The 12,031-nt window shown below is 34.4% G+C and carries 7 protein-coding genes; all 7 read left to right on the top strand.

Translation table 11 applies throughout. The features are described from left to right. Positions 1–3: 3 nt before the first annotated feature. Complete coding sequence (locus QWY92_RS19340; RefSeq protein WP_290274754.1) at positions 4–1,023, top strand: family 43 glycosylhydrolase; 1,020 nt, start codon at positions 4–6, stop codon at positions 1,021–1,023. 381 nt (positions 1,024–1,404) lie between these two features. Next, entirely contained in the window at positions 1,405–4,638 is a 3,234-nt protein-coding gene (locus QWY92_RS19335) for a SusC/RagA family TonB-linked outer membrane protein (RefSeq protein WP_290274751.1), read from the top strand. A 9-nt stretch (positions 4,639–4,647) separates the two neighbouring features. Continuing rightward, positions 4,648–6,621: a RagB/SusD family nutrient uptake outer membrane protein gene (locus QWY92_RS19330; protein WP_290274748.1), complete on the top strand. Its 1,974-nt coding sequence runs from the start codon at positions 4,648–4,650 to the stop codon at positions 6,619–6,621. 11 nt (positions 6,622–6,632) lie between these two features. Further along, positions 6,633–7,844: a DUF5000 domain-containing lipoprotein gene (locus QWY92_RS19325; protein ID WP_290274746.1), complete on the top strand. Its 1,212-nt coding sequence runs from the start codon at positions 6,633–6,635 to the stop codon at positions 7,842–7,844. Between the two features lie 12 nt (positions 7,845–7,856). Further along, positions 7,857–9,080, top strand: a complete 1,224-nt coding sequence (locus QWY92_RS19320) for a DUF4998 domain-containing protein (protein ID WP_290274744.1) — start codon at positions 7,857–7,859, stop codon at positions 9,078–9,080. A 176-nt stretch (positions 9,081–9,256) separates the two neighbouring features. Then, positions 9,257–10,858, top strand: coding sequence for a glycoside hydrolase (locus QWY92_RS19315; protein WP_290274741.1), 1,602 nt, complete (start codon positions 9,257–9,259; stop codon positions 10,856–10,858). 4 nt (positions 10,859–10,862) lie between these two features. Next, positions 10,863–12,023, top strand: a complete 1,161-nt coding sequence (locus QWY92_RS19310; RefSeq protein WP_290274739.1) for a glycoside hydrolase family 88/105 protein — start codon at positions 10,863–10,865, stop codon at positions 12,021–12,023. Positions 12,024–12,031 lie beyond the last annotated feature (8 nt).

Genomic DNA, 12,031 nt, shown 5'->3' with positions numbered 1-12,031 from the left:
ATTATGAAAGAAATTAATAAAAATAGGTTAGCAATATTTTTTTATAGTTCATTGTTTTTATTGGGATTCACAATAAATGCTTGTAAACTAAAAAAAGAAAATGTAGCTGTTAAATCTGAGGTTATTAAAATAGAGAACCCCGTAATTAAAGGTCATTTTGCCGATCCTTCAATAATTAAAAATGATGGTAAATATTACGTCTATGCCACTATAGATCCGTGGGGTGGCGATGAATTGGCTGTTTTCGAATCTGAAGATTTTATTAACTGGGAACGCAAAAAAATTAATTGGCCAACTCTAGAGGCTTGTCAAACAGAATTGTCTACTAGCAGTAGAGTTTGGGCTCCAGGAGTTATAAAAGCCAATAATAAATTTTATATGTATGTTTCTGTTGGAAGTGAAATTTGGGCAGGCGTTAGCGAAAATCCTTTAGGGCCTTGGAAAAATGCAAAAGCAGATAATACGCCATTAATAAAAGGCGATATGTTTCCTGAGTATCACATGATAGATGCCGAAGCTTTTATCGATGACGATGGTACATCGTATTTATATTGGGGGTCTGGTTTAAACTGGAAAAACGGACACTGCTTTATTGTACCATTAAATAGTGATATGGTTTCTTTTAACGAAAAGAATATTAGAGATATTACACCACCACATTATTTTGAAGCGCCTTTTATGTTGAAGAAAAACAATAAGTATTTCTTAATGTATTCTGAAGGGAAATGTATTGACGAAACTTACATGGTACGTTATTCTGTAGGCGATACACCATATGGACCATGGACCGAAGGCGAACATAGCCCTGTGTTATCAACATCAAAAGACGCTACAACTTTAGGACCAGGACACCATACCGTGTTTACAGAAAATAATCAAGATTACATTTTATACCATCGTATTAAAGATAACAATGATACGCTGCTACGAGAAATCGCTATTGATAGTTTAAATTTTGACACTAAAGGAAATATGCTAAAAGTTATACCTCAGGGTGGTGTTATACGTTTTAGTAAAAGGTAGAGGTTTCGTATAAAAAAATACACCATCAATTTATATAGTAAAGTATGATAAGCTATAAGGTATAAGACTCTGTTGCTTCATTTACTTATAGTACTGAAATCTAAATTTTTTAAAAAGAGAAAATACATAAACCAATTTACAACCCATAATTAGTCAATAATTCCCCTAAGAATTAAGTAATAATAGTAGATATTTGAAAAAAGTATAAGTGTGTTTTTTACACTTGAAGAATAAATGGATGATGCTTTTAAAATTTAACCCATAAAATAAGTAAGTGTATAGATGAAATAAACTAGAGCGAATAAAAATAAACGGAATCCAAATTTTCACTAACCACGAAAAAAAAAACAAACTAAATTAAATATGATTAAACTAATTAAAATGAAAAAAATATTTTTTTCATACCATAAATTTAAATTGGTAATGCTACTGTTTAGCATATCAACCTTTCAGTTGCAGGCAAATGAAGTCAGTGATATTACTATTACTGATAAAATTCAGCAACGCACCATAACAGGTGTTGTAAAGGATCAAAGTGGAATGTTTTTGCCAGGAGCTAACGTGTTAGTTAAAGGAACTACTAACGGAACAATGACCGATTTTGATGGAGAATTTAAGGTGAACGTAGACGAGAAAGCTACAACGTTAGTGATTTCTTATATCGGTTTCGAAACTTTAGAGGTAAGCATGGGGAGTAAATCTGTGTTTTCTATTACGCTTAGCGAAAGTTCTGAAAGCTTAAAAGAGGTTGTTATAGTTGGTTTTGGTACTCAAAAAAAGGCAAGTTTAGTAAGTTCGATTACCACAATTTCGCCTAAAGATATTAAGGGGCCAACAAGTAATTTAACCTCTATGATGGCTGGTAGAGTTCCAGGTATGATTGCTTTTCAAAGAAGTGGAGAGCCAGGAGCAGATAATGCCGATTTTTTCATTCGTGGTTTAGGATCCTTTGGGTCTGGTAAAGTAAACCCACTAATTTTAATTGATGGTATAGAATCAAGCTCTACCGATATGGCGCGTTTACAACCAGATGATATTGAAAGTTTTTCAGTGTTAAAAGATGCCGCAGCCGCTGCTGTATACGGTGCCCGTGGCGCAAATGGGGTGGTTTTAATTACCACTAAAATGGGTAAGGCTGGTATAACAAGATTTAGTGTACGTACAGAAACAAAAATGTCTACAAACTCTAAAAACTTCAATTTTGCAGACAATATAACGTACATGAATTTAGCTAATGAGGCGGCGTTAACTCGAGATCCTCAAGCAGTTTTACCATATAACCAAAATAAAATTTATAGAACTTCTATTGGTGATGATCCTTATTTATACCCTAGTAATAATTGGTTAGATGAATTAATAAAAAATTACACCATAAATCAAGGAGTAAATGTTAGTGCTAATGGTGGAGGAGAAAAAGCGAAATATTATATTTCTGGTACTTATAATGTTGATAATGGTGTTTTAGATGTTAACGGAACTAATAATTTTAATAACAACATTAAACTTAGAAATTATTCATTAAGAAGTAATCTTGATATCAACTTAACACCAACCACAAAAGCTATTGTTCGTGTTTATGGTCAATTTGATGATTATACCGGACCAGTAGGTGGTAGGGATAAAGATGGTAATTGGATTAATGGAGGAGCACGTATTTTTAATTTAGCATTGTGGTCCAATCCTGTGAAATTCCCAAAAGTATATCCTTCTAGTTATTTGCCATATGTAGAACATCCATTATTTGGTGGTGCTCAAATCAGTAATTCATCAGGAGCAGGTGTTTTAATTAATCCTTACGCAGAAATGGTACGTGGTTACCAAACCAGTAAGGCATCTACCATACAAACTCAATTAGAAATTAAGCAGGATTTAAGCGGTATAACCACAGGCTTATCAGCCAGAGCCATGGGATATATAAAGCGTTATTCATTTTACGAGGTTGCCCGTCAATATAATCCGTTTTATTATGCTTCTAATATCAGTCCTTTTACTGGAGAGTTGGAGTTAAGTGTATTAAATGCGGGGGGAGAAGGAACCGCAGGAGGTGAAGCCAATATAGGAACTCAGTACCTAACTTATAACGAAGGCCGAAAATTATTAGATTCTCGTATTTATTTAGAAACGGCGGTTAATTACAATACTGTTTTTAATGAAAAACATGCTGTTACAGGTATGCTTGTAAATCTGTTGTCAAGTTATGAAACAGGAAACTCGGGAAGTGTACAGAGCTCATTGCCAAACCGAAATCATAGTTTGTCGGGGAGATTTACATATGGTTATGATGATCGATATTTAACCGAATTCAATTTTGGATATAACGGATCAGAACGTTTTGCTAAAGGAAGTCGTTATGGATTTTTTCCTTCTGTAGGATTTGCATACCGTATATCTAATGAGGATTACTGGGATGGTTTAAAAAACGTGGTTTCCGATTTTAAAATACGCTTTACACATGGCCTTGTTGGTAATGATGCTATTGGTAATGTTAACGATAGGTTCTTTTATTTATCAACAGTTAGTCTTAATAATAACGATTATGGAGCATCCTTTGGAGAACAATTTGGCGAGTATAACCCTGGAGTTTTTATAGATCGTTATGCTAATGAAAATATTGGATGGGAAAAATCGACTCAAACTAATTTAGGGTTAGATATGGAGTTCTTTAATTCGTTAAACTTAATTGTAGACGTGTTTAAACAAAACCGAACTAATATTTTACAAACACGTACTAATATTGGATCTACGTTAGGTTTAACGGCTATTCCTGCTACAAATTTTGGAGAAATGGACAGCAAAGGCTTAGACGCCTCTGTTACATTTAACAAACAACTTAATGATGATTGGTACACGCAATTACGAGGGAATTTCACCTATGCGACTAGCGAAATTTTGGTTTATGACGAGGTTAACTATCCAGATAATATGGCATACCGCTCTGTTATTAGTAATAGTGCTACACAACAGTACGGTTATATTGCCGAACGTTTGTTTGTAGATCATGAAGAAACACTTAATTCACCTGCACAATTTGGAGAATATACTGGCGGAGATATTAAATATCGTGATGTTAATGGTGATGGTTATATAAGTGAAAACGATAAAGTACCCTTAGGCCACCCAACTGTTCCTGAAATTGTTTATGGTTTTGGAGGTACTATTGGTTATAAAGATTTTGATTTAAGCATATTCTTTCAAGGTGTTGGTAGAACGTCATTTTTTATAGAACCGCAAAAAATATCACCTTTTGTACTCGATGGTTCCGCACAGAATGGATTATTAAAAGTTATAGCAGACGATCATTGGTCTGAATCCAATAGAGACTCTTATGCGTTTTGGCCACGGTTAAGCGACGAATATGTTGAAAACAACAATCAAGTCTCAAATTGGTGGATGCGCGATGGAGCTTTTTTAAGATTAAAATCACTCGAAGCTGGTTATAATGTACCCGATACGATTTTATCTAAAACAGGTATTAAAGCTCTAAGAATTTACTTTAGTGGTAACAATTTAGCGGTATGGAGTAAATTCAAATTATGGGATCCTGAAATGGGAGGTAATGGTTTGGGGTATCCAATTCAATCGGTTTATAATTTAGGATTAAAAGTTGATTTTTAAAAAAAAGGTATGAAAACTATACATAAAAATATATTAAAAAAAGGATTGCAAAAGCTTCACAGTATTTGTGCTATGCCTTTAATGATGCTTTCCCTAAGTGGTTTAGTATCCTGCGAAGAATCGTTTCTAGAAGTGGTTCCAGATAATGTGGTAACCATAGATGAAGCTTTTAAATTAAGAAATGAAGCAGAAAAGTATCTATATACTTGTTATGCTTACATTCCAAAAAATGGAGATGCTGTGCATAATATAGGCATGTTAGCTGGTAATGAAACATGGATTCCCGGCCAAGATGCAGCAATTAATAGTTATGCCTTCGATATTGCTCGAGGTTTACAGCGCATCTCGAATCCATATATGGACGCCTGGGAAGGACGCTATCAAGGTGCGGGCCCTAGCGATTTATATCCACTTTTCGATGGGATAAGACATTGCAATATTTTTATCGATAATATGGAAGACAGAAGTAAAGTTCCAGATATAAGCGAAGCTGATAGATTACGATGGATAGGTGAAGGGAAGTTCCTAAAAGCTTATTACCACTATTATTTAATGCGTATGTATGGGCCAATTCCAATAATTCGTAATACGATTCCTGTTGATGCACCAGAGAGTGAGCTTCAAATTGGTAGAGAGCCTATAGATGAAAGTGTAGATTATTTAGTAGAGTTATTAGATGAAGCAGCATTAGCTCTTCCTCCTCAAATTACAGATAGGCAAAATGAACTTGGTAGAATAACAAGGGCGGCAGCTTTAGGTATAAAAGGCGAACTTTTACTTATGGTGGCAAGTCCATTGTTTAATGGGAATTCAGATGTGGCATCGTTTACAAATAAAGACGGAATAGCATTATTTCCTGCATCCTACGATCCCGAAAAATGGGAGCGTGCAGCCGTTGCTTTAAAAGCAGCAATAGATGTAGCAGAAGCTAATGGTCATGTTCTTTTTTATAAAGAAGATATAAATGCAAATATTTCTCAAGTAACCAAAACAAAAATAGATATTAGGCAAGCCGTTACAGAGCGTTTTAATAATGAGTTAATTTGGGCAAACCCAAACAGTCGTACTTCCCAACTACAACGTCTTTGTATGATGCCTTTAAACAACACTATTTCTCATAGTTCTGCTAGAAAAGTATTTTCGCCTACTATAAGATCGGCTTCTAATTTTTACACAAAAAATGGCGTTCCTATAGAAGAAGACAAAACATTAAACTTTAATGATATTACAAAAATTAAAGAAGCTGGAGTGGAAGATGCTCTTAATATAAAAGAAGGGTATAGAACGTCTATTTTAAATTTTAATAGGGAACCTCGTTTTTATGCCGATTTAGGTTTCGATGGCGCTATTTTTTATAAATATGATAGTGGATCCGATGAAACCAAATATCATATTGAAGCAAAGTTTAAAGATTACGCAGGTAGTTCAGATGCATTTGATTTTAATGTTACAGGATATTATATAAAGAAGTTGGTAGATTGGCAACAAACCTTTAATAGTGATGGCGGGGCTTCTTACAATGATTATGCATGGCCAGAGTTAAGGTTAGCCGATTTATATTTAATGTATGCTGAAGCTTTAAACGAAGTTTCTGGAGCTACTCCAGAAGTATTACAATATGTCGATGCTATTCGCGCTCGTGCAGGATTAGAAGGTGTTTCTTCTTCGTGGCAAAATTATTCTACAAACCCTAGTAAATATACATCTAAAGAAGGTATGCGAGAAATAATTCATAGAGAGCGAAGTATTGAATTAGCTTATGAAGGGAAAAATTACTGGGATATCAGGCGATGGAAAAAAGCAACATCTGAGTTTAATAAACCTGTAGAAGGATGGAACGTATATGGCTCTACAGAGGCTGCTTACTATCAGGTTTCTACCTTATTTCAACAGCGATTTGTAGCTCCAAGAGATTATTTTTGGCCTATTTACGAAACAACTTTAATCCAAAACCCTAGCTTAGTTCAAAGTCCAGGATGGTAAAAAATAAAATTATGAAACAACATGTAATACAATCCACAAGGATTATAATATTAGCTCTGATTTTAGCTTTTTTAGGTTGCTCAGAAGAAGAAGGAGCAACAGCTATGGAGAGCAATACCACGCCTCCAGGTGCGGTTAGTAACGTAACTATCGAAAATTTACCAGGTAAGGTCAAGTTAGATTATACGTTACCTAATGATAAAGATTTACTATATATAGTTGCTCGATATACCTTAGAAAATGGTACTGCCATGGAAGTTAAGTCATCTTACTATCAAAACACCATGATGTTAGAAGGGTTTACTGGACTTTCAGAACAAGAGGTTGCAATTTATGCGGTAAATAGAAGCGAAACGCAATCAGAACCTGTTAAGGTAACCGTATCTCCTTTAGAGGCTCCTATTTTTGAAGTCTTTCGATCCATAGAATTGAATGCCGATTTTGGTGGTGTACGTATAAATGCTCAAAATCCAACCCAAGAAGATATAGCTTTACTTGCCATGCAAAAAAATATTCAGGGTAATTGGGAACCTCTTCCAACTAGTATTTATACTTCTGCAAGTGAAATAGCTCAGAGTTTAAGGGGGTTTGATACCATTCCTCAAGATTTCGCTTTTTTAGTGCGAGATAGATGGTTAAATGTAACCGATACTTTGTTTACACAAATTAAACCGTTGTATGAAACCTTAATGCCAAGAGAAAATATGTTACCTGTTACCTTAGATAATGATGCTGAATTAATTGCATCACATACTGAAGTAAGAGATTTATTTAACGGTGGAACGCTAGAGTGGTACGATACGTACTTTACTAGTAGAACGGTAGACACTGAAGATCATTTAGTAACTTTTGATATAGGCACAGTAACTAAATTAAGTCGATTACATATTTGGCAATTTTCCGAACCTATTGGAGATCAAAGATTGTATTATTACTTAGGAGCCATGAAAACGTTTAAAGTATGGGGAGCAAATGAATTGAATAATGGAGATCTTTCTGGATGGACTTTACTAGGTGAGTTTGATGTGAAAAAACCTTCTGGATTACCATACGGACAAGAAGATAATAATGATCTGGTAGCTGCGAAAGATGGAGCAGATTATGAAATTTCAATAGATAATCCGGCAGTGCGATATTTAAGAATACAATGCATGGAAAATTGGGCAGGCGGCGATTATATGGCAGTTTCAGAAGTACAAGTTTATGGTAACCCTGATTTTTAATTTAAAAAGACAATGATGAAAAAAATAAGAAAATCCATAGCATTACTTTTATTGGTATGTATAACTGCAGGAATCTATTCTTGCACGAGTGATAAGGAATATTTAGATTTTACCAAAGGCGGAGAAATATCTTACACAGCAGCTATAGACTCTTTAAAAATAGCACCAGGTAAAAATAGGGTGGCATTGAAAGGATTAATTATAGGCGATCCTAAGGTTTCCGAAGCAAGAGTGTATTGGAATAACAACACAGACTCGGTAGTGGTTGCCGTTAACAGAACCGCTGGTATTGATGTCATATCTACCATAATCGATAATTTAGAAGAAAATGTCTATAATTTTGTTGTAAAAACATTTGATGCCGATGGAAATAGTTCAATTCCAGTTTCGCTTTCCGCTGAAGTTTATGGAGACCGATACGTTGAGTCTTTGTTCAACAGACCAATAATATCAAATCTACTTTTAGATAGTAATCTTACTATTAATTTTGCAGATATGAATTTAAGTTCTGGGGTGATAGGTAGTGAAGTTGAATATATGACTACTAACGGAACACTAAATACTGTGTTTATAAATATTGCGGATTCTAGTTTGAATATTACCGATTTTGAAAGTGGTTCAACCTATAATTATAGAACAACCTTTAAACCTAGCGAGGAGTCAATAGATATATTTTATTCGGCTTATAAAAGTGTAAAACCCATACCAACGCCTATTTTAGGGAATGCATCTGTTCCTTTTTTAGCGGAAGAAACAGATGGAAGATGGGGCAATTTAGCAGCACCTTGGATAACCAATGATGCCGCAAAAAACCACAATGGTTTTGGTGGTTGGGACGAGTGGAATGGCAACCTATTTAATTTAGAATCGGGGTGGGGAGCTCCCGCTATTACGAATGGTAAAATTTATCAAGTAGTAACTGCAGAACCAGCTACTTATCAATTAAAAATAATTATGTTTTCAGGCAATCCTACTAATTTTTCTTTAGAAGATGAGGGCGGATCTTATTTTGTAGTTGCACAAGGAAACATGGGGTTACCGAATGTGGAAGATGTAAGTACATCTCCAGAAGTTTTGGTTTCCAAAAGAATACTGGCTACTTCAAGTGTAGATTATGTGTTAGAGTTTACAATAACTGAAACCACCGAGATTTCTATTGGAGAAATAACAACGCAGTCTGATGCTGGACGATACGCCAATATTTCATCGTGGGAAATATTAGTAATTAATCCTTAATAGCGCTTTTTTAAGAGGAGGAAATATATCAATTTTTCTCCTCTTTTAATTAAAATGAAATAAATTACGGAAGCTATTAGCTTTTAGAAAAGAATAACTAGAACCTTCTTTTCAAAGTAAAATTTTAATTAAAAGAAATGATGTTACTTTATCAAACACTAAAACAATTAATAAAAATGAAACATTTATATGCACAAATAAAACCTTTAACCATGTTCTGGTGCATATTCGCTTTTTTTATTTTGAAGGGGTTAGAAAGTAAAAGTCAAACCGCTAATGCAAATACTGTTTTAAAAATTGAATTAAATACAAACAAAACGTTTCAAACTATACAAAACTTTGGAGCTTCTGATGCTTGGTCTACTCAATTTGTGGGCAAGTATTGGCCGGAAGACAAAAAGGAAGACATCGCTAAATTATTGTTTAGTAAATTAAATAAACAAGATGGAAGCCCAGAAGGTATTGGTTTAACCGCGTGGCGCTTTAATATTGGAGCAGGAAGTGCGGAACAAGGCGATAATAGCGAGATTAAAGACGAATGGCGTAGAGCAGAATCTTTCTTACTAGAAAATAGACGTTATGATTGGGATAAACAAGCAGGGCAAATATGGTTTTTAAATGCGGCTAAAAAGCATGGTGTTAAAACCTTTATTGGTTTTGTAAATAGTCCGCCCGTACATCTAACAAAAAATGGAAAAGCGTGGTCTGCAGATGGTCTTTCATCAAACTTGGGGAATACAAATTATAAGGATTATGCCAACTTTTTAGTAGAAATTGTTAAAGGCGTATCAAATAAAACGGATATAACTTTTAATTATATAAGCCCTTTTAATGAGCCGCAATGGGAATGGAAATGTTGCAACCAAGAAGGTAGCCCATGGAATAATAGTGAGTTGTACAGCGCTACAATAGAAATAGATAAGGCATTTATAAAAAATAAGATTTCATCAAAAATAGAACTTACCGAAGCTGGTGAAATCAATGCTTTGTATACCGAAAGTAAAAATGCCAATAGAGGAAATCAAATAGAGTCTTTTTTCAATAAAAACTCAAGCAGTTATGTAGGGGCCTTAAAATCAATGGCTCAAAAAATAGCAGGTCATAGTTATTTTTCCACCTATAATTTAGATAACTCAATTAAAAGCAGGACGCTATTAAATCAAAAAAGGAGCAGTGCAAATCCAGATTTAGAATATTGGATGACGGAATATTGTATACTAGAAAACAACGAAATAATTAAAGGAAACGGACGTGATTTAGGAATAGATGCGGCACTTTATATGGCACGCGTAATTCATTTAGATTTGGTTATCGCGAATGCATCTGCATGGCATTGGTGGTTGGCCGTTAGTCCGTACAACTATAAAGATGGCTTAATCTATATTGATAAAAATAAATTTGGAGGCGAGTATTATGAGTCAAAAATGCTTTGGGCTCTAGGTAATTATTCAAGATTTATTTCACCTAAAATGAAACGTATAGAGGTTTCTCGTTTGGACGAATTGTATGAAAAAGAAAATATTAAAGGCATATTAGAATCTGCATTTATATCAGAAAATGAGATTGTTGTTGTACTTGTAAATCAGCTTGAAAACAGCAAAAATATAGCACTTTCCGGATTACCTAAAGAATTCGATACTATGGAGGTTTATTTAACTTCAGGTGATGCAGGTTTCAATTTAAAAAAAACAAAGTCTATAAACCCAAAGGATAATTTTGTATTGCCCAAAAGGTCTATTACCACCTGTGTTATTAAAAAACATATTAAAATAAATTAAAGACATGAATCAGAAATCAATAATCGTTGTGTGTGTTTTATTAGTATCTATGTCTTTATTGGCTTGCCAAAAGACATCAAAGAGCGATGTGGAACTTAATTATAGTAAAGCAGAAGTTGTTTCTATTATTAATAAAGTAAATCAACATTGGCAAAAAACACATCCTGAACAAGATCGAGCCTTTTGGAATCCAGCGGCTTACCATACAGGTAATATAGAGGCTTATAAGATAACAGGTAATCAAGATTTTTTAGATTATTCTATAGCCTGGGCTGAAAAAAATGAATATCAAGGAGCTAAATCTAATGATGAAACAGAGTGGAAATATAGCTATGGAGAAAGCGATGAATATGTGCTTTTTGGAGATTGGCAAATTTGTTTTCAAACATATATAGATATCTATAACTTAGAAGGACAGAAAAATCCAGAAAAAATAAAACGCGCTATCCAAGTTATGGAACACCAAATGAGTACGTCTGTGAACGATTACTGGTGGTGGGCCGATGGACTTTATATGGTAATGCCTGTAATGACTAAACTTTACAATGTAACCGGAAATAATCTCTATTTAGAAAAGCTAAATACGTATTTACTTTATGCTAACAGTATTATGTACGATAGATCGGCACAATTATATTTTCGTGATGCAAAATATGTATATCCTAAGCACAAAAGTGTTAATGGTAAAAAGGATTTTTGGGCACGAGGTAACGGATGGGTTTTCGCGGGTTTAGCTAAGGTTATACAAGATTTACCTGCCGATAGTAATTATCGGGAAGATTATGTAAAGCGTTTTCAGGCTATGGCCAAATCTTTAAAAAAATCGCAACAACCACATGGCTATTGGACACGTAGTATTCTTGATCCGGCGCATGCACCAGGTCCTGAAACTAGCGGAACAGCCTTTTTTACGTACGCCTATTTATGGGGAATTAACAACGGTATTTTAAACGACAAAGTATATTTGCCTGTCGTTAAAAAAAGTTGGGAATATTTAAGTAAAACAGCACTTCAATCTAATGGAACGGTAGGTTATGTACAACCTATTGGAGAGAGAGCAATACCTGGGCAAGTGGTAGATGTTAATTCTACGGCAGATTTTGGAGTTGGTGCTTTTTTATTAGCGGCTGCAGAACTATATAGATACGTTGAGCGTAAGGAGTAATAATAGAA

The organism is Algibacter miyuki (assembly GCF_030409805.1).
GTDB lineage: Bacteria > Bacteroidota > Bacteroidia > Flavobacteriales > Flavobacteriaceae > Algibacter > Algibacter miyuki.
This window is presented reverse-complemented; position numbering and strand designations above follow the sequence as displayed.